The organism is Bacteroides sp. OF03-11BH (assembly GCF_003604005.1).
In the GTDB taxonomy this organism is placed as follows: Bacteria; Bacteroidota; Bacteroidia; order Bacteroidales; family Bacteroidaceae; genus Bacteroides; species Bacteroides ovatus.
Map to the genome: position 1 here is coordinate 1,457 of NZ_QTMW01000004.1, position 18,646 is coordinate 20,102.

The 18,646-nt window shown below is 46.4% G+C and carries 17 protein-coding genes and 3 pseudogenes; 10 read left to right on the forward strand and 10 right to left on the reverse strand.

Annotated features, from left to right (window positions below):
- Together DXA54_RS28455 and DXA54_RS03830 are read left to right on the forward strand one after the other, a co-directional pair.
- Positions 1 to 231: pseudogene (locus DXA54_RS28455) on the forward strand (hypothetical protein); the annotation flags it as partial.
- A 581-nt stretch (positions 232 to 812) separates the two neighbouring features.
- Complete coding sequence (locus DXA54_RS03830) at positions 813 to 1,379, forward strand: DUF3575 domain-containing protein (protein WP_004318675.1); 567 nt, start codon at positions 813 to 815, stop codon at positions 1,377 to 1,379.
- Positions 1,380 to 1,386: 7 nt separating this feature from the next.
- Here DXA54_RS03830 and DXA54_RS28370 read toward each other — a convergent pair whose 3' ends face one another.
- Entirely contained in the window at positions 1,387 to 1,899 is a 513-nt protein-coding gene (locus DXA54_RS28370; RefSeq protein ID WP_171033839.1) for a hypothetical protein, read from the reverse strand.
- Between the two features lie 419 nt (positions 1,900 to 2,318).
- Here DXA54_RS28370 and DXA54_RS03840 point away from each other — a divergent pair, with 419 nt between their 5' ends.
- From DXA54_RS03840 to DXA54_RS03870, 7 genes are all read left to right on the forward strand, one after another.
- Positions 2,319 to 3,146, forward strand: coding sequence for a hypothetical protein (locus DXA54_RS03840; RefSeq protein WP_225693909.1), 828 nt, complete (start codon positions 2,319 to 2,321; stop codon positions 3,144 to 3,146).
- A 108-nt stretch (positions 3,147 to 3,254) separates the two neighbouring features.
- A complete protein-coding gene (locus DXA54_RS03845) occupies positions 3,255 to 4,415 on the forward strand; it encodes a hypothetical protein (RefSeq protein WP_004318672.1) in 1,161 nt (386 codons plus the stop codon).
- A gap of 268 nt (positions 4,416 to 4,683) precedes the next feature.
- Positions 4,684 to 5,577, forward strand: a complete 894-nt coding sequence (locus DXA54_RS03850; RefSeq protein WP_224202606.1) for a FimB/Mfa2 family fimbrial subunit — start codon at positions 4,684 to 4,686, stop codon at positions 5,575 to 5,577.
- A gap of 47 nt (positions 5,578 to 5,624) precedes the next feature.
- Positions 5,625 to 6,533: a fimbrial protein gene (locus DXA54_RS03855; RefSeq protein WP_004308148.1), complete on the forward strand. Its 909-nt coding sequence runs from the start codon at positions 5,625 to 5,627 to the stop codon at positions 6,531 to 6,533.
- The gene (locus DXA54_RS03860) at positions 6,534 to 7,040 is read left to right on the forward strand and encodes a hypothetical protein (RefSeq protein WP_004308147.1); all 507 of its coding nucleotides are present in this window, start codon (positions 6,534 to 6,536) and stop codon (positions 7,038 to 7,040) included.
- Between the two features lie 54 nt (positions 7,041 to 7,094).
- The gene (locus tag DXA54_RS03865; RefSeq protein ID WP_004308146.1) at positions 7,095 to 7,985 is read left to right on the forward strand and encodes a hypothetical protein; all 891 of its coding nucleotides are present in this window, start codon (positions 7,095 to 7,097) and stop codon (positions 7,983 to 7,985) included.
- Positions 7,986 to 8,068: 83 nt separating this feature from the next.
- A complete protein-coding gene (locus tag DXA54_RS03870; protein ID WP_004308145.1) occupies positions 8,069 to 10,228 on the forward strand; it encodes a BACON domain-containing protein in 2,160 nt (719 codons plus the stop codon).
- Position 10,229: 1 nt separating this feature from the next.
- Here DXA54_RS03870 and DXA54_RS03875 read toward each other — a convergent pair whose 3' ends face one another.
- From DXA54_RS03875 to DXA54_RS28460, 6 genes and pseudogenes are all read right to left on the reverse strand, one after another.
- Positions 10,230 to 11,204, reverse strand: coding sequence for a transposase (locus DXA54_RS03875; RefSeq protein ID WP_224202418.1), 975 nt, complete (start codon positions 11,202 to 11,204; stop codon positions 10,230 to 10,232).
- Positions 11,205 to 11,334: 130 nt separating this feature from the next.
- On the reverse strand, positions 11,335 to 11,535 hold the full coding sequence (locus DXA54_RS03880; protein ID WP_004318667.1) for a transposase: 201 nt from the start codon (positions 11,533 to 11,535) through the stop codon (positions 11,335 to 11,337).
- A 41-nt stretch (positions 11,536 to 11,576) separates the two neighbouring features.
- Positions 11,577 to 11,846 (reverse strand): hypothetical protein, encoded by a 270-nt coding sequence (locus DXA54_RS03885; RefSeq protein WP_004318665.1) that lies wholly within the window; start codon positions 11,844 to 11,846, stop codon positions 11,577 to 11,579.
- Between the two features lie 33 nt (positions 11,847 to 11,879).
- Positions 11,880 to 13,085, reverse strand: coding sequence for a hypothetical protein (locus DXA54_RS03890; protein ID WP_004308143.1), 1,206 nt, complete (start codon positions 13,083 to 13,085; stop codon positions 11,880 to 11,882).
- Between the two features lie 346 nt (positions 13,086 to 13,431).
- Positions 13,432 to 14,556, reverse strand: a complete 1,125-nt coding sequence (locus tag DXA54_RS03895; RefSeq protein WP_004318663.1) for a helix-turn-helix transcriptional regulator — start codon at positions 14,554 to 14,556, stop codon at positions 13,432 to 13,434.
- Between the two features lie 207 nt (positions 14,557 to 14,763).
- Positions 14,764 to 15,213: pseudogene (locus DXA54_RS28460) on the reverse strand (DNA methylase); the annotation flags it as partial.
- Here DXA54_RS28460 and DXA54_RS28130 point away from each other — a divergent pair.
- A complete protein-coding gene (locus DXA54_RS28130; protein ID WP_010537621.1) occupies positions 15,143 to 15,385 on the forward strand; it encodes a hypothetical protein in 243 nt (80 codons plus the stop codon). The pseudogene DXA54_RS28460 and the gene DXA54_RS28130 overlap by 71 nt on opposite strands.
- A gap of 274 nt (positions 15,386 to 15,659) precedes the next feature.
- On the opposite strand, the pseudogene tnpC reads toward DXA54_RS28130, so the two are convergent.
- The 3 genes and pseudogenes from tnpC to tnpA all read right to left on the reverse strand — a co-directional run bounded on the left by tnpC (position 15,660) and on the right by tnpA (position 18,111).
- A pseudogene (gene tnpC, locus DXA54_RS28775) lies at positions 15,660 to 17,245 on the reverse strand (IS66 family transposase).
- Positions 17,246 to 17,327: 82 nt separating this feature from the next.
- Complete coding sequence (gene tnpB, locus DXA54_RS03915) at positions 17,328 to 17,693, reverse strand: IS66 family insertion sequence element accessory protein TnpB (RefSeq protein ID WP_004318658.1); 366 nt, start codon at positions 17,691 to 17,693, stop codon at positions 17,328 to 17,330.
- Complete coding sequence (tnpA, locus tag DXA54_RS03920) at positions 17,677 to 18,111, reverse strand: IS66 family insertion sequence element accessory protein TnpA (protein ID WP_004308135.1); 435 nt, start codon at positions 18,109 to 18,111, stop codon at positions 17,677 to 17,679. The genes tnpB and tnpA overlap by 17 nt, the downstream gene beginning before the upstream one ends.
- Positions 18,112 to 18,646 lie beyond the last annotated feature (535 nt).

Here is an 18,646-nt window from a genome sequence, read left to right on the forward strand (position 1 = left end):
AACACTTGTCATGACAATGCCATGTACAAGCTCAAGGAAGATTTTCCAACTATGAAAGCTTCCGACACCAGGTTATTATGCTATATTTTTGTAGGATTTTCACCGCAAGTAATTAGCTTATTCATGAAGGATACGGTGGCTAATGTATACGCTCGCAAGTCACGGCTCAAATCACGTATTAAATCTACGGAAACAGCTAATAAAGAATTATTCTTAAGCCTTCTGGGATAGGTATTTCAACTTTATACTAGGTTCCAATGACTAATGCATCATCCGGTAATTAAATCTAGAATATGTTCAGATTGTTTTTGCCATAATACCGGAATGATGTAATTGTAGAATGGTTTTGTCATGGAGGTAAGCCATAACAGGTTTAATTCTCCTGGGAGGTATGTCCGGAAAGTATGAAGATGCTTTCATTATAATATCTGTTACTATTCCAGTCAATTGTCAGAAACTTATTGATTGCCCTATATTTTTTAAGGTTGTAAATCATCTGTTGGCGTCGTGTTAGAAAAATAAGAAGAACGAAGTCTTTATGTTTCTGTATTATAATGTTTTATGCAATGCGGACGTTAGATTTGTGGTTTCATTTTGTAACTCGTGATTTATGTGTTATTACTTTTGCAACCAGGAAAAACAAAACAGATGTGATAATATAAAACTGTTTCTTGTTCATTAAAATACTTCATTTTTACAGGTTGCACGTAGAATAAGAACAGTCTTATTATGATGACACAGCTTTTCATCCGTTTACTTTGGGTGCATGTTTTGTTTATCCACTTAAAGTTTGAGTTATCCTAGTTTGAATTATGAATTTGAATAGAAAAAAGTACTTTTTATGTTTTGCCTGTGTCTTGGCCTGCCTTGTGTATTCAGACAAGGTTTCCGCGCAGTTTTATTCTGTCAGAACCAATCTGGTGGGTTTAGGTACGGGGAATCTGAATGTGGAGGGTTCCATGGCTTTTTCCACGCATTGGTCCGCCCATCTTCCCGTACAGTACAATCCTTTCCGTCTTTGGGATGACGGCAAGCTTAAAAACTTCACAGTCCAGCCTGGTGTGCGTTATTGGATGCGCGAAACTTACGGAAGGGGTTGTTTTATCGGGCTCCACGGTGTGTTCTCCATATATAATGCGGGTGGTCTGTTCGGACATCGCTACCGTTACGAAGGCACAGCTTTCGGCGGCGGGCTTTCTGCGGGGCTGGTGCGCCCCCTTTCGCGTCGCTGGAATCTGGAGTTCGAACTGGGTCTCGGTGTTGTCTGGGCCGACTGGGAACGTTACCGTTGCGTGAACTGCGGTAAGCGTACCGGCAAGGGCTCCGGTGTCTATGTGACACCCACACGTACCGCCGTTAATCTGGTTTATCTTTTCTGAAACCATCTTATCTGTTGAAACAAGATATAAAAAGTTGAATGATGAATAAGTATCTCAAATCCCACATAACGGCCGCCGCTTTCTGCGCGGGAGTGTTACTGGCCGTGTCCTGTTCCACTTCCCGCGAACCGCGGACTATGCGGCTGTTTATGCAGTCCGGCCGTCCTAATATTTTTCTTCCCCACGAGGAGAGCGCACCTTCCGGAGTGCTTGCCGAACAGGTGGGGTTCACCACTTCTTCGGACACTCTTCCCGGTGAGTTCGAAGAGGTCTCCGACAGTACGGATGACGTATGGAAAACCATACACCTGGGCGGTGTTGACATCGTCGCTGCACGCACGGTCGTCAAGCAGGTCACCATGCGGGAAGGTTCCGTGCGTTTGGAATTCAATATCCATGTCCCTTCCCTCCTGATTGACAGTTGCTGGCGTGTCACACTCACCCCGATGCTCTGCACCTCTGACAGTTCAGGCTTCCCGCTACCACCTGTTGTGCTTTCCGGTTCTTCCTTTACCCGCATGCAGGAAGCGGACTATAAGGCGTACAGGCTGTTTCTTAATGGAATTGTCGATCCTTCGGCTTATGATAGTGTGTATCTTGACCGTAAAGGCATCAATAAGGATATCGCCTGCCGGCAGAGGTTCTTCTATGAACTTTACGGCAAGGAGCGCGACCGTCAGCTTGCCTACGAGAAGTGGAAACGCCTTGCCCTTGAACGCCAGAATTTCTGGAACACGCGTACGCAGGCCAACCGTGCGACACTCCGTCACCGCCTGGAACGCAAGCGGATCGAAGAAAGCGTACGGCGCTATGTGGCTGGTCGTGACACGCTCGGGTTGTGGGCCTCCTATGACCGTAAATATCATCGTACGGCCTCCTTTTGGCCGATGTACCGGCTGGAACGCGAGCTTACCGCCGATCGTGTACCTTCGAAATTCCGTGACCTTTATAACGGGGGGGCGCAGCCTGTCCAACATACACAACTATGTCCTCACCGCCACCGATTCGATGGACATCTCCCGCCACCGTTATTTCTACGACCGGATTGCCGAAAATGAGATGAATGACCGTAACCGTGATGAAATCCGCCGGCGTATGATTCCCTTCCCCTATATCGACTCCGTGATGGTCCGCCAGAATTCGGATTCAGTTTCCGGACATGATTATATCTACAACTATGTATATTCTCTGCCCGTCACCGATGGAATGAAAAAGCTCCGTGTGCGGCTAGAGTCTATCGTGGAAGCCACCGACCGCAGCACATGGCGGCCTGCCGCCTCGGACACGCTGCTCTTCATTGTGGCCTCGCTTAGCGACCTGGTTGACCGTTCCGCTCTGGACCAATATGTCATAGCTTCTGCGGAGACAGACTCTCTTGCGGCAAGCGGTCCCGTATATACTCCGCAGGGAGAAGAGTATGCCGAAGCCTTGCGGCTCCTTTCAGAGCGACAATACCGGCAAGCCTTGCCGATATTGGAAAAACGGCCTGACTATAACACCGCCCTTTGCCTGACACAGCTCGGTTATCATAAAGAGGCTTCCGCTCTTTTAGACCAGTTACCCGTAGATTCCCGCAAGGAATACCTGCATGCTGTGGTAAGCGCCCGGCAGGGCGATGATTACTTAGCAGTGGAACATATGCTTGCGGCCTGCCGCATGAATCCCAATCTTGTCCTGCGTATTCCCCTGGATCCGGAACTGTCGGACCTCATTCCCAAGTTCTTCGGGCTCCGTATGGAACTGGACAGGATAGCGGAAGGGAAATAGTAAAAAGTAGAAAGAACAAAACAGGAAAAAAAGTATAAGTACGAATTAAATATTAACAAGTGTTTTATTAGTGTTTATTTTTTTATTAACAATTTAATTACAATGATTATGAAAAAAAGTTTGTTAAGCGTGTTTACAATGGTTGCTATGGCTGCAGCATTCACCGCGTGCAGTAACGATGACATCGAAGTGCCTGACGTAAAGAACGGGGAAGCGAGAAGCGTATTCATGAAGCTGGAGTTGCCGACGCTGACGAGATCGACCGAGCCTCCTGTAGCCTCGGGAACGGTTGCTACGGTAAGTAATCTGCATGTATACTTCCATGACGGGACCAGCATTCTGAAATATGTGAACGCGACTACAACCACTCCCATCACGATTGCGAATCTGACTACCGGTACCCAAATAACGGATGTACCCGCGGCGGCTACCACTGTAACGGTATGTGGTAATATTCCTGCCGGAACTTCATTGCCTACAGGTGGAACCGTAGCTGCATTGAAAGCTGTACAACTGGAAATCACAAGCCAGTCTGCAGTTGCGGATGTGGTGTTGAGCGGCGATGACAAACCCCTGCAGACATGGACTACCGGTAGTCCGGCCCTGCCTTATGCCCCTGGAATAACGGACGGTGACAAGTATGCCGAAGTGGAAATCGGTCCTGCCGTGGCACGTGTCGAAATCGAAGGTCTGGCGACTACGGCCTCCAGTGCGGTGGATGGTTTTACGCTGGAAGGAATCTATGTGAATAACTTCTTTGAAAAGTTCAACCTGGCCGGTACCGTTGTGGGAACGAAAGTACAATATGGTGCTACTCCTGCTGCCTATGCTCAAGGACAGGGGCTTTACACCCCTGCTAACGCTGGAAAACTCTTTGACCAGTCTGCCGTCGCTGCTACAGGTATCCCAAAGGAAGTCATTCCGCCAACTGCAGGGCAACGTTGGGCATATCAGGTTGTTCCTAACGGTAACAGTACTGACGCGAACGAGCAACTCCAGCTCGTATTTAAGTTGAGTAATTTGGCTGCTAAGGCCGGCAGCAGCGTGAATTTCGGCACAGGTGACCAGTTTATCACCGTGAGAGGATTCAAAGATGGCAGTGGCAATATTGTAGAACTGGAAAAAGGAAAGATTTATACTATCTCGAAAGCCGACTTTACATTTGACGAGAGCAACCTTTCCACAATACCTAATACCAGTGCTGTCAGCGTTTGGTTGAAGGTGACGGTAAAAGCCTGGACGGTCGTTCCTGTCAAGCCTAATCTCTAACTGTCATACCATCAAGGTATATTGTATTTGTTTGTTTCTTTTACAAGTCCGTTTGCGTAGAGGAGATTTTTAGCTCATTTTACTAGTTCACCAGTTCCTCTCGCACGGCGGAATGTAAGCAGGTCGTGGGTGTCTTTTGCCCTGACCTCACGACCTGTATTTCTATAACCTGTTAAATCATAACACGTATATTCATATAAAGTCATAACCACAGTTATTCACCTAAAAGATACTACGCATGAAATTGTATAAAGCTATACGCTTCCTGATGCTTTCCGGTATTTTAACCTTAGTCTTGTCGAGGTGCATCAGGGAGTCCCTGGAGGGCTGCCCTCTGGATACCCTGTTACGATTTACCTACAAGCCTCGCGGCTCTGCCGCTGACCTTTTCGGAGAGCGTGTTCAGAGGGTGAGGCTGTGTGTGTACCGTCCCGATGGCAGTATTGAGCATATGCAGACGCTGGAGAAGAGTGAACTTGACCGTTTGCAGGGTGTTGAGATGTATCTGCCGCAGGGAAACTACACTGTCGTGCTCTGGGCGAATGCTTCGGATGCACAGACCAAGCTCGGCGGCTTTTCCGAAGGAGAAACCATAAGGAACCTTTCCGCCTCACACCCGCATGCGGAGACTTCCGCTTCCATCCCCACGCTTGATCGGCTTCTTTTCGCTGTCACGCCACTTACGGTCAGTGAGCACGAGACTGGAGACCATACTGTCAATTTCAGCCCCGGCACTATCCGTGTAAGTCTTCACCTTGATGGTGTGAGCGTGCAGCCTGTGGTACACATCACGGGCATGGAGTCAGCCTTGCGACCGGTGTTCGACGAAACCTCGGGCACATGGCGTCTCCAGTCCGTAAGCCGGAACAAGACATTCCAGCCTGCCGTAGCATATGATGTCACCAACCGCCATGCTAATGCCACGACTGACATCCCCCGTTTCAAGGCCGATACCCCCGGCATGGTGGAAATTATCGATCCCACCACGGGAAACCATATCGTGCCCCCGATTTCGTTGGCAGGGCTTATTGCCCGCTACCACATACCGATGGAGGAAGATATTGAAGTAACCATTCCTATCGAGATTACCTTTACAAACGGTCATGCGAAAATAACGATCAGGAATTGGGAAAATCAGAATGTAAAACCCGGAGGAGTGTAAAAAACGCACCGGTCAATCATGAAATGCAAATCATAAAACAATATATTATGCCAAGTAGTTCAATCATCATACCGTTCCGCAACCTGCTGTCGGTCCTGTTATTACTGCCGCTCGTACTTTCGTGCCGGCAAGACGAACTCATTCTTCCTGTTCCGCCCGTGTCCGGCAAAGGTGAGACGGCCGAAGTGACACTTTCTGTCAGGATTCCCGATTTCCGGGCGGCGAATACTCGTGGTGTAGACGAGAAAGGGATAACAGAGATTACCGTACTGATGTTTGCCGATGAAGGCGGTACGGAGAAAGTCAAGGTGAAATATGATATTCTGGGCAGCTCGTTGCATACACTTTCAGGCTCTTCGGATACGAAATACTTCTCTGTGCCCGTTATTGCGGGCAGATACAAACGTATAGCTCTCATAGCTAATGCCCAAACAGAACTGGCAAATATAACAGCCGGTTCCACCTATGATGCTCTTAAGCAAGTGGAAGTCGTGGGTAGGTTCGGACAAGAAGGTACGGGCACATACATACCCATGTACGGCGAGCATGCCCCGGCGGGAGGCTTTGAACTGAAAGCCGGTGTGTCGCAAACCATTGCGCAGGAAATACCGCTTATCCGCATGCTGGCGAAGGTGGATATCATCAATCCTACAACTTCGGGAGCCACGACAGCTGCGGGAAAGGTTTACTTCGTCAATTCCGTAGGCAACGGACGCGTTTGGGTAGATCTTGCTACATACAATACCACCGCTTCACAGTCGGGATACATGACTCCCACACTGCCTGCCACATCGCAGCCAGCAGTCAGTGGCGGGCACCCGCTTGAGGGAACTGCAAACACCGCATCTCCGAATGTCATCACTTATTATTTGAATGAACAGTCGGCTATCTCCGGCGGCAGCCGTCCTTGTATAGTTATAAATCTTGCCTATCAAGGAAGAGAATACTACTACTGAATGGATTATACATGGGACGGTATCAAGGGCGGTGGCACGAGTCCTTACGAAAAGGGTAAATACATGCCCATTCTGCGCAACCACCGCTATATTTTCACCATCAAGGAAGTGAAAGGGCCGGGGTTTGCCACTTTGAACGAGGCTGTAACCAGCCCGGACAACTTTACCAACCATAACATCGTAGTAGTGCCCATCGTGATAGACGCATTCACAGATATAACGTTCAATGAATCGGGGCATTTCTTGGCAGTGACCCGAACGGCGATGACACTTCAAGGCAAGCACGATGCCACAAGCACACAGAACAAATTTTCTGTGCGCACCAATTACCCCAGTGGGTGGAAGGTCGGTGCCTATAATGCCGACGGAACAACAATTTCAGTTTCTAATTCATGGCTGAAACCCAGTCAAAACAGTGGGGCGGCTGGCGCCACTCTCACCAATCCGGTTACGGAGGAATTGCAGGCCATCACGAATGGCAAGGGATTCAAGGATGGTTATCTGTAGATACGGGCTGGACGACTTTATACTAAAATCAATATTAAGCAGATCGGTACGCCTTTGGATTATGTTGCCGAATATAACCTCGCCGGTGGCTCTATCTATAATTCTCCTTTCATTTCTTCCGTTCCTCCGGGTATTTCTCCCACTGCAGCCCAGACTGACCCTAATCTTCATTGGGCTTCGAGCCATAGCAATGACCAATCCGGTTATTATAATTGGTACGTGCTCACAGGAGAGAATAATGATACTTACAATCCAAATGCCAAGAAGCTCTTTGATGATGTCTTTTTTAAACTGGGGCATCCCGGTTATGGTTACCACCTGCCTTCCCGCTGGGAGTTGACGGGCGTTTTCTCCTACAGCGGTAATACCCAATATGATTCCCCTACTAATACTTCTAATGTCAACGAGGCTATTGAGTTCGGTGGCATCAAAAAAACTTTCGCCAACGATTATTTCTCTTCGGGTAACGGTGTTTGTTACGCTCTGCGTTTCAAACAAGGTACCGGTAATCCTATCGATGATTCTTCCCTATCCGATTTCCCTCTTGCTACTGATAATAATATGGTTTGTGCTTACCGTTACACCCGCGTGGGTTCGTTTGCCAACCATGACTTTACTTCCCTATTGAAAGTGGATTGTGTTTACTTGGGCAGCGCATTTACAGGAAACATTAGCACTATCAATAATGATTCTTGGTGGGATAGCCATACTTCCGAGGCTGTCGTTCGTATTTTTCCGGCTGCCGGTTATATCTCCTTCCCAACGTTCATTTCGAGTGGTTTGCTCGAAGCCCGAGGCGAATATGGTCGGTATTGGTCGAGCACGGAGTTTCCCAGCCTCCTCGGCAATGCTTGGAACGTGTCTTTCTACTCGTACTCTGCGTTCGCGAACTACAGAGACGTTAAACACCACGGGTTTTCCGTTCGTCTGTTCGCCGATAAATAAGTAAGACGGTATATGACCGATGCAATTTAGTTTGTAAGAAAGTTGATATAAAAAATAGATATATTACTAAAAAAAGAAGAAAAATGAATATAGGATTTCAGACTTCCGGTTTATCCGGTTTCACCCGTGTGGCATATCTGTGGAGGCGACATGCCTCAGCTGTGCTGTGGATTGCAATGGCGGCGCTCCTTCCGACCGCTTGCAGTGATGATGCGGAGCAGTCGGTGCCGCAAGCGAACGGACATACAGCCGTTATTTACCTGAACTTTAAAACCGGTGCTTCAAAACAGGCTGCTGAAATGAACACCTCGCAAAGTTCCGAAACGCGTGCGCCGCTGACACGTGCTATAGATGAAAATGGAATCAATACTGTAGATGTACTTTCATTCAAGGTTGATCCTGCAGATCCTACGAATATAAAGAAAGGTACATTCTTCTACCGTGCACAGGGTACATACGATATCGGCACACAAACCGTACGTGTACAGCTGATGGGAGCTCCCGAACATCAGACACTCGTGGTGCTTGCCAATGTCCGTGAGCAGGTGAATACCCTTGCTGCTGCATTCGGAGAACAGAAAGAGGGGGTAATGAACCGCCTGGCATTCGATGTCGGAACGGATGCCGCACCCGACTTTACGAATGGCATACCCATGTGGGGCGAGCTTCCCAACCAAGCGGTGGGCGAAGGTTTCTCTCCCTCTGGCGCTCCCCAAGAGGTGACGATGATACGTGCGGTAGCTAAGTTCACGCTTATCAATCCTCTTGAATCCGACCTAAAAGGCTTTTTCTATTATTACAACGATCTGCGGCTGTACAATTACCGGGCAAAAGGACGCATTGCACCGGACAACTATAATGTGACGGGCAAGCAAGTGAATACTCCCACCGTACCCGTCGGGGCACGGCAGACACGGGGTACATTCACCTCATTGAACAGCGATGTGTCACCCGGGAATATCGGTATTTTCAACGGCTCACAAAAGACGTTCTACCTGTGCGAGGTGGACAACAAGAACCGCCCCTCGGGCGGGAATGCGCTGGACGACCTTTGTCTGGTTATGCACGTGAAGCCGTATCTCACCGGCTCTAAGCCGTCGGTAGACGGTTACTACCGCCTCGACTTCAAGGACTACGGTTCGGGAGTGCCGATGGATATTCTGCGTAATCATGAATATAAAGTACAAGTGGAAAGTGTGGACGGGTTGCCGGCCCAAACTCCCGAGGAAGCTTTCAAAGGAAACCATACCCTTAAATGCCGTATCGTGCCGTGGAACGAGGTACAAGAAGAAGTAATAGTACGAGGGAACAAACGGCTGACGGTGGACAAACGGGTGTTCGCTTTTGACGGTGATATCCAAATAGGTGTCGCTTCATTACCCGTAAATATAACTACAGAGAATACCAATTGGCAAATAACCGGAAAACCTTCATGGATTTCACTCAGCCAAACCTCGGGTACAGCGGGAGTACCAGCCACGGTTACTATTTCGGCAAACAGTAAGAACTTTACCCAGAATATGCGTAGTGCTGTCCTTTCCATACGAACAGGAAATTCTGCTAACGAATTGGAATATCGTTTGCATGTAAGCCAGCAACCGGCTTGTGGTTTCGGAAATTCCATGAAACTTATGCGTATCGGTGGCAGTAACTATCAGACTACCCGTATGGGTAATGGTGGTGTTTGTTGGATGATAGACGCCAGTAGGGAAGGAGGTCCTAATATGGCTGCTCGTCCTCGTTCATATTCTTTGGCACCAGCTATGGTCGGACCCATTTATTATGGCAGTATTCCCCAACGTGCCTGCCCCGATGGCTGGCGACTCCCTACGGCTTGGGAGGTTATTAATCTGATACAGTCTATAACAGGCTCTTATCCTGTTGTATTTACTCGATTGATAGAAAGCGGTGCGGGAATAGCTAAGTCTTTTCCAGCCATATCTGCCCCCGATGGTGGATATGAAGAAGGCGTTTTAGCTATCTGGACACAAACTCCAATGATATATTCATCACCTCAACGACATTCTCCTGCCTCTGTATTACATACAGGAATATATTGGAATCCTGATATCGGAGCTGGAAAAACAGCGCCCACATATAGGGTTAATCGTAATAGATGGGCCTTAATGCATGGTGCCGGTAATGACATTCATAGTCCGGCCGGGTTACCTGCAGGGTTTAATGAATATTATGGTTATCATTATCTGCTGGGCGGTAGTGTCCGTTGTGTGCATGACCAGTAATTTAACCATTAAACAAACAGCACCATGAAACGATCAACTGTTTTAGTCTTTTTGTTTGGACTGTTTTTGGGGGGCTGTGGCAGTTCCCGTCAGGGCGGTGAAGAGGCGGAAGTTGTGCGACATTACGAATGTCTGCTGCGCGCCCTTGCAACAGATGATTCATAACTCTGGCGTTATTTTCATCTATTACATCTTGATATTCACTTCTTTCTATTACTCTGCCATTTTGATTTTGAGTACATTTTTCTCTTATTGAGCAATTTACACAAGCTGATGTTTTATATACTTTTGATCTATAATTGGGACGGATTCTCCATTTCCCTGTTGTTGTCATTTGTTCTCCACAAGGGCAGATATAATAATCTCCGTCATTTATATAATGAAATTCAGCCAGTGGTATGGAATTCGAATTAGGTGATGTTGATGGCATAGGCGATGAATAAGTACATATTCCTGAATATTTACAGGCTTGTAGTTGGTCGCCGCTAGTATAACCGGCATCGCTAAGTGTGTTGAACGAATCTAATTGTAGTAGTTCCTGGACGGTCAATGCCGCTGTTGATAGTTCTCTTTTATCAGTTGATGCTCCAATATGAGAGTGAACCAATAATTTGTGTTTACTATCAAAGGCTGCTTGAACCGCATATTCAACTCCTGATACATTATTGGTTAACATTAATGCTCTTGAATCTTTGTCTGTTAGACTTATTTGAGTATCATTACTATTCTTCAATTCCGTATCAAGAGTTTCGTATTTCTTACGCCTGTCTTGTTGTAATTTAATCTTAGATTTAAGAAGTTCTTTTTCTTCTTCTTTATCAGTCTTATCTAAAGCTACTTCAAATTCTTCAATACGGTTATCTATATATTCAAGATGTCTGTCTATCTTCTTTTGTGTATAATTGTTTCTGAGACTATTTTGGGCAAATATCTTGAAAGAATCTATACCTATGGTTTCGCCTTCTATCAGACCCATATCCTTTAGCATAAGGACAAACTGCCTAAAGACTTTTCTAAAAGCCTCCGCATTATTTTTTTTTAAATAAGCAATTGTCCGAAAAGAGGGCATTAAGCCTCCTAATAGCCACCATAATTCCACATTTACTTTACAGGAAGTGTTCCAACTTTCTTGATGATCTTATTGAGTGCTTATAACCATATAAATACAATTTTAGTAATGTTGCAGGATTATACGGTGGTCTCCCTTCTGATTGAAGTTTGACATGTTTAAACCCAAGCTCATCTATAGGCAAGATATCCACAAATAAATCGATAAGCCTGCTCATCACCAAGAATGTTTTTCTCATAATCCAATAACTTTAGAAATTATTAATATCAACGTAACAAATCATTCATCTTTCAGATCGACAGTCGGCAAGTTAAAAACTTTTTCGATGCCAATCCAGCTTTCTGCCGCATCATCAAATAGCGTTTCATATTGATCATGGAATCCAAAAAGGTCACTAAAGAAATATGTTTTCAGTGTTGGATACATGCTTACTTTCCATTCGTTGTCAGCTCCATCAGGTACAGAAATAATAAAATCTGTGGACAAGCTACAAGTGGTTATCCCGGCCTTAGCACCTCCATTGACAGCACTCGACGCGTAACAAAACATATTAAAATGTGAAGAAGGTTCGCGTAAATTAAACTACCACCTAAGCTGTGGGCTTCCTTGGGCCGGATTGGTTCTATTGATAACTTCAATATCATTTATTGTTTCCGTATGGCTATTGGAAATGCTTATTCCTCCTGAAATCTCTGGTCCAGTGACACTGACACTTCCTCCTAACTCGAAAGAGACACTGCTGGTATAAGAGCTCTGGCGTTCCGTAGTTTGCGGGGAATGTGCATGAATAATGGCACCATTCGGGTGAACCGGAGCGAATTCCAAATTTACGTCAGTCAGGCAAAAGCCATACCCTTTCATTTTCAGAGTACTGACCTTGGTATGCCATTCTCCATAAAAAGAAGGTTCTACATAGGCTATAAAACCCAGATTTACCAAATAAAAATGTTCTTTCCGGTCTTTGCTATAAGCGGTCCATATCTTAGCTTCTACTTGAAAATTATCGGTTGTCCCTTTACCTTCATGTCCATGAACAGGAGGTGCGGTATAGCTATTTTGACCGATAACGATATAGGCAGATATCAAGTTTTTCAAATCCGACGAACCGTTTGACGGAGCTTTCGGTTCCAGGGCTCTTTGTAAACTTTGACTTGTCATGTCGCAATGAAATCCCTGCCCGTATTCATTAATCGTCTGTACAGATTCTTTGCCATCAGCTCCGGTAGCAGTACTGAGCGCATTGAGCTTGGAATAGAATCCGCTCGCCGACGGAAGCGGTCCAGAAAATACCCACAGCGGCAGTTCGTCCGAATAAGACTCATCTTCCTTCGCATAAGGATTATAGCAATCCAGCAACGTGCAGACGGTATTAAAATCCTCGTTCGTTCCTCCCTCCATCATCATCACGATGCTCCGCTTATGGAACATATCCTTGATGTCAGCCAGCAAATCGGTATCCGACTGAATCCGGTCAATGTCCTGCCGGGTAAAGAAGAACGCGTCGCCAACCTCCATCTTCTTTCCCGGAGCATAAGGAACCGCCTCCTTGTAACGGTTTATCATGTTCTCGGATATCATATGGTCTTCTTTGCTCCAGAACGAAAGGTAATAAAGCGTGTTGTTGTGTGTTACGCCTAACTGGTCGGTAGTAGGCAAAGGATCAGTTAGTTTCTCGGGATCATTTACATTGTCGGGGGCGTAGTCATCCTCGTCATCGCCGCACGATGTAGCTACCGCAAGAACCATGTAGCACAACAATAAGTAATGAAGTAAATGAATCTTTTTCATGACTTTTTAAAGGAGAATCCTATTGTTTGTATTATTCAAATTCAAGCTGTAGAACTCATTTGCCGCTTGAAATAGAGTTGTCTTTATTTGAAGTTATTTGGGTAGCATTTTCTTTTACACACGTTAAAATCACCCATAAAACCCTGTTTTACTCTTTTTGGAGATGACGCAGGCTCAACCGACAAGTGCAAAATAAGCGAAAAGATTTAAATTCAGCCCGATTCTTGCCTATAAAAATTGTCTCAATTGTCAGAATCGCACATCTTTGTGGTTTAGAACATTTTAGTTTTGTAGTTTAGGCTATTTTTTGTCGTTTGGGCTATTCCTCCATCCATAACACACCGTATTATTCCGCCTCTGTTTTCCTCCATTTAGGGGTACAGCCCGCATTTTCCTTGAACAGCCTTATAAAATGGCTTGGTGACAAAAAACCGGATTTCTCGGAGATGTCGGCAACCGTCAACCTCGGATATCGCGCAAGCAGACGTTTCGCATATTCTATACGAAGTCCGATAATCCAATCGCGGAACGACATGTCATACGTAGTTTTGATGTACCCGGACAGGTAGGTACGGTTGGTATGAAGCACATCTGAAAGCTCCTTTATGGTAAGGCCGGGCCGGATATAACCGTCCGCATCGATACAACCTTTGATTTTTTTCGCTATTTCGGCATGGAAAAAAGGAGTATCCTGCCTCTGTGCCTGTTCCCGGTTTGTGGTGTCACACAGGTCTTCCTCTTCAGAAGTCATGCCATCTTCCATCGCGTTTTCCACCTGTTCGTAAAACAGCAGATAGTTCAGATAGCAAAGGAAGAGATAAATGTAAAACGGTACCGATGACAGAATCCAGATATAGACGTATTCATCAGGCAGGAATGTCAGCAGTCCGCATCCCACCCCGAATGTGACAGCCCAGTAGGTGAAAATGGAAAGCCATTTGATATAGGCACCGATGTCGTCCGCACGGGTGTCATCGAAAATGCGGATGACCCTGTGATAGGCCCGGAGAAGCCTACGGGTCAAGAACAGCCCATAGATAACCAACCATGCGGCCAAGGCAAACATCACCGTTGTCTGTAAACCACCTTTTGGTAACAACAGCAGAACGATGCCGGAAAGGATGGAAAACAGTATCCATAGACAGATATGCGTCCGTAACCGACGTTTGGTGATATAAAAGCGGTCAAGCAGAGTGGTGAGGGCCGAACTGAACAACCAGTAGCACAAAAAATAGGTGGACAGGTTCATCAGGATGGCGGCATCGGTATTCTTGAACCTGATTCCAAAAAAGAAATGTACCGAATAGTTGGCGGCAAGTAACAGTATGGCTACCCCCATAATTCGCCGGGAACGCAGATAATTATTGAAAATGGCTTTTTCCGAGGTTGGAGCCAACAAAAAATAAAAGCCGAAGAACAACATCAACGGTAGCGCAATACAAAGTGAATAACTGTATATAGATGGTTCCATTTTATTATGCCTAACTATTTTGAATGCAAAATTAGCGAAAATACTGAATATATGGCGGATTTGCCATGACGATTTACTTTCAACACCCTATTTTGATATAATCGAGGGCTTGTTGTATGGTATCCTTGCCATTATGTCATATTGATGGAAAAAGCAGGAAAAGGAATGGTATGTTCCCAATCCTGCCATATATATCCGCACACTCGTTCACATTTTTATACCTTTCGGTTTGCACTCGTCACGGACGTTGAATCCCGGCCGCCCGATGATGATGTGGTCGGCAATAAAATTGCCAGACGGACTGCGTTCATTCACCGAGCTGCGTATCTGCGGCACATCTTCGGTGTGTTGTGGAGATACGTTTCGTACACCTTCCGCATCCGGTTTGACCTCCTGTCCGTCATTCTCCTTTTCGGCGACTTCGGGCGTAGGCGGCTCAAGCTCCAACTGTATCTTTCGGTCGAGTGCTGCAAGTTCGGACTTCAACTGTTTCAGTTCGTCCTCCTTCTTCCATACCTTCCCGGCTATCTCCTACAACTGTGAGACCTCCTTTTCCTGCACCTCGTTCTTCGCCTTGTACTGGTCAATGATGGACGGAATCCTCTCCAATGCGTTCAGGAAATTGCGTGCGGCGGCTACCGGGTCAGCCATCGCCAGCATGCAGCCTATGTCATACAAGGATACTGATACTACGGGAGAACCTGTCGAGCATGTGACAGAACCGGACAAGCAAATTGCGCATTCGGCTCTCGGTGACTACGGACCATTCAGTGTGAAATATGCCACGAAGGACTTTCTCAGCTACGGGAACAAAAAGTTCCGCATATAGATTCTGATTTTGCTTGTTACAGATGGAAGCAACGGCAATATGCCAGAGGAGGCCGGGCTATACAAAAAATAAGGGGCTGTACACATGCGTCAGCTCCTTGTTTTTAAGGGGTAAGCGACTGCTCAACTACATCTTGTGCATTCAATTTTTCAGTGGGATGCACTCCATTGTAAGTGCATCTCAATTTCCATATACCAACTTATCTCAGGGTTGTCATTGAGTGTCAGTCTCGCTTTTTCCCGTTTTTTCCTGCATTTTCCCGGAACTGTCCTGATTATTTTCTCCATACATCCGGTAGCAGTTCCTTCAGGTCTCTGTCTGATTTGGGAGCCAGATAATAGGGGAGTTTACTGATCACATCATTCAGCCACTCTCTGGGGTTGACACCACGTTCCTTACATGAGCCAAGCAAGGAACAGATTATAGCCGTATTCTCAGCCGCTTCGTGGTTTCCGCAGAACAGCATGTTCTTTCTTGATATGACCAGTGGCCTCAGGGCATTCTCACAGCGATTGTTGTCAATGAAAATTCTTCCGTCATGGAGATACGGTTTCATTCTTGGCAGCAGGGAGTAGGCATAGGCTATGGCTTTTCCCATAAGACTTCGTTTTAGAACTTTAGGGTATGTGTTTTTAAGCCAGAGTTCAAAGCTGTCAAGCATCGGCTTGGATAGACGTTGGCGTAATTCAGCACGTCCTTCATACGGGAGTTCCTGTTTATCCGCCATGTATTCCACATTATACATATCCTGGATAAATTTGAGTCCCTGCATGGCATATTCCAGATTTTCTTCCTTGCACAGCTCTATATGTCTGCGGATATGCGCGAGACACCCACACAGACATACGTCCTCCCCATCCTCAAAGGCGTCATAAATGGGATGGCCGTCACTTTGGAGATATCCTTTGAAGTTTTTCAAAAGCCTGACCGCAACTTTTTGTGAACGCGATCCGTTGTCGTAATGGAAGAAGGCAGACGCGGCACAGCCGCTCGGACTATCCAGATGTATTCTTTTACGGCTTTATGCCTGTCGTGGTTTATAACCGGAAGCGTGGTCTCGTCAACCTGGAAGTAATCTGCGGCCAGTACTTTCTTCCTGAGTTCCAGATAAAGTGGCCTGAGAAGCTCGCAGACCGGTCTGAACCAGCCGTCCAATGTGTTTTTGGACAGTTTCACACCCAGATGTTCCAGCTGTTTCACTTGTCGGTAGAACGGGACATGATATTCGTATTTCTGTAAAAGGACCTCAGCGAGCATGGAAGCCCCTGGCATACCTTTATATATGGGCATCAGTGGCATGGGAGCGGTTATTACAGCCTTTTCTCCGTTATCAACGGCCTCCATTTCATTTTTCAGGGCGTATGTGGGACGTACCGTGTCTTTCACATAGAGGTAGCCGGGTTTCATCTCAAGGGTCCTGGTATGTTCCTCGCCTATCTTGACGTATCTGCTTAAATCGACATTCTCCGGTTCGATGACGACTGTTACAACCGGAAGGTTATCCATGACGACCCGGTTACGGCGCGGCGTTTTATTGGCGGCCCGGGACTTGGGGACGGTAATCTGTTCAGCCGCCCTGCTCCGGGCATCTTCGATTTCCGCCTCTATCTGTTCCAGGTCGCCATAGTCAAAAGGGAGCTTCGGGTCTCCGTTATCGACAGGCTTGCATTTCTCACTCATCTTTCCGAACACCTTCCTCTTCAGCCATGCCAGGGAGGCGTTCAACTCAACTATCGTACCCCGGAGTTCTTCTATGGTCCTTGCCTGGGCTGAGATGATCTCACTCTGTTTACGGTTGATATCCAGCAGCTGCTCCATTGAGGGTTCCACAGCTTGTCCGGTTGCATCTTCTTTTGCCATTCAATATCTTTTTTTTGATGATATAAAGATAGTCAAAAACAACAAGAAAAACAAGCCTTCAAGCTGTTTGTTTACAACTGTTTTACCAATGCTTTTTCAAATTGGAAAGCCGTCTTTGCCTGCCTTTGCTGACATCTTCATTGATGCCTTCCACCATAACGACCAGGTCACTCCAGGTCATGGGGTAAGAACGGGTGGCAGGATTATAGGCGGGTATCTTGAAGGTGCCTTCTTCAAGCAGTTTCTCATAAAGGACCAGACCGCCCGGTTCGGCATGGAGCAATTTTATCTTGGTCCGGAAACGGTTGTAGAAAATGAATACCTCCCCACTTCTGATGTCGCCTCCCATCCTCTCATGCACAAGGCCGCAAAGAGTGAACATACCTTTCCTCATGTCCGTATAACCGGGGCACAGGAAATATCTCATGCTGTCATTTAGGCAGAACATTGGCATTATATATTTTAGAGATCAGATTCAGGGCAGCTTCACAGCCGGAAGACCCTTTAAACTTCAACTTCAATCCGTTGGGTAATTCCAAGGATATTTCAGAGCTGTCCTTTCCTTTCAAGGGAAAGGGGACGCTAGGCTGGGGAGATGGCAGGGGAGCCTCGTGAGATATACCGGGGGATGGCGTGTCGCCATTGATTACTATGGGGACAAAGCTGTCTTTAACCCCTAAGCGGGAGGCTTCTGCCAATAACTCCCGCTCCGTTATACCGTATTTTTGTTTCCAAAGATAGAATCTACTACGGCTATAACCTTCATTCTCACAAAAATCAGCAATGGACAAACCACTCTGCTGCTGACGGAAAAGAACGGAGATAAATTTTTCTCTGCTCATCATGTGTTTACGTCGCTGCATCATAGGATATTATTTTTTTTGCAGCAAAAGTAAGGAGGGAAAATGAACTGTAGAAGATGTACTTACTCAGGCGCTTACTTTAAGGGGATATTCGACTTTTAGCCCCCAAAAAGATCAATATTGTTATGTACAACCGTCCAACCTGCGGGTAAAGTGCGCAACTCGGATCTGGACAGCAAGCTGAAAAGAGGCACAAGTATGTAGGCAACCCTGTTATAGCACCGGAATCTGCTGTGTCGCATGAATCAACCGTAGTCCCCGTGAAAGGCATGGCTATACCGCCAAGGGCTGTGGATGAAGTCGCAATGCGGAAAGCCGTCCTTTCCCAGGCAGTTCTCAGGAAGTCTTAAGAAAGAGGGGATAAACATCTGATACGGACAACTCGCAATACGATACGCAACGATGAAAGTGGTGAACAAATCTGGCACTAACGGATGCGCCTCTTTTATATGATTATAATATTAACAAGAAATGCCCGCCATTGTTCTTAAATGCGAATTATAACTTCTTACTGTTGGAAGATTATCTATAAATCGGG